The sequence below is a fragment of the Bathymodiolus azoricus thioautotrophic gill symbiont genome (assembly GCF_001298715.1).
Classification (GTDB): Bacteria; Pseudomonadota; Gammaproteobacteria; order PS1; family Pseudothioglobaceae; genus Thiodubiliella.
In genome coordinates this window covers 1-1,075 of sequence record NZ_CDSC02000162.1, presented here as the reverse complement: position 1 = coordinate 1,075, position 1,075 = coordinate 1, and the positions used below count along the sequence as shown (strand labels likewise).

The window sequence follows — 1,075 nt, the reverse complement described above, 5'->3', positions numbered from 1 at the left end:
CTAGTGTACGACTCAACATTGTTGGACATTCAGAAAAATTGGAAGAAGTGGGGGCAGCAAAGTTAGCAAATTACACTGATAAATTAGTGCGACACTACAAGATGGATTCAGCAGGCAGTCATGCCTATTTGAATCGTGCTGCGTTAGTGGGCTGTAAAAACAAAGCACTTAGTGAAAATTACGCTAAAGAGCTTTACACTCGAAGATATTTAAGAGACACTAGCGTTACAGGCAGATTGGGCGATATTCATGTGAACGAAGATGGCTCTAAAACCATGAACGATAAGGATCAAAAAATCATTCATCGTTGGGATTATCTACATGAAAGAACTACTTGGACAACGCAAAGCTCTGCCAATATTAGTAAAGTTTTAGATCATCTAAAATTGGGCTTAGATGATAAAACCACCTCAAATATCCCAGATTCATTGACTCATGAGGATATAGGCAAGCCTATTAACGAAGGTACCACGAAAACTGTCTACACCTTGAAAAACCACCCTGACTTGTTATTTTTACAATTGAATGAAAATCCAAAAGCAAATGATAACATTGAGCAATTAAAAAACGAAGTTGAGTGGATTAACAAATTTAGAGAAATGGGCGTTAAAACGCCAAAATATTTTAAAACGCTTTCTGTCATTGGCGAAGACGGTCAAGAGCATCATGGTATTTTAGTTGAGCGCATTCACGACTCATTGACAACAAAACCAGGGTTGGCACTTCCTCCAGGTGAGCGCATAACACACAAAACACTGGCCGATGTTCAGAATTTATTACAGAAATTTGAACAACATTCAAATTTGAGTATTGGTGATTTTCAAATGTTATTGGGTAGAGATGGGCAACTTTATGTTATTGACTCATTAAACGCTTACTCGCCATCGTCTAAAACTTTGCAACCTTTTTCACAGCAAACCAGGCAAGACAATATAAAAGATTTAAAAGAATGGAGAGAGGCCTCACTAAACACCCTAAAAGCCTTTGACCAAACCCAAGGCATGCACGCCATTCTTGTTGACAAGACTATGTTAGAGAGCGATCCAGCATTTGAAAAAAGCCTATTAAATAAAGT

1 protein-coding gene is annotated in these 1,075 nt (G+C 38.0%); it reads left to right on the top strand.

Annotated features, from left to right (window positions below; translation table 11 throughout):
- A partial coding sequence (locus BAZSYMA_RS09860; RefSeq protein ID WP_195910073.1) for a hypothetical protein occupies nucleotides 1–1,075 on the top strand: 1,075 nt, incomplete at both ends.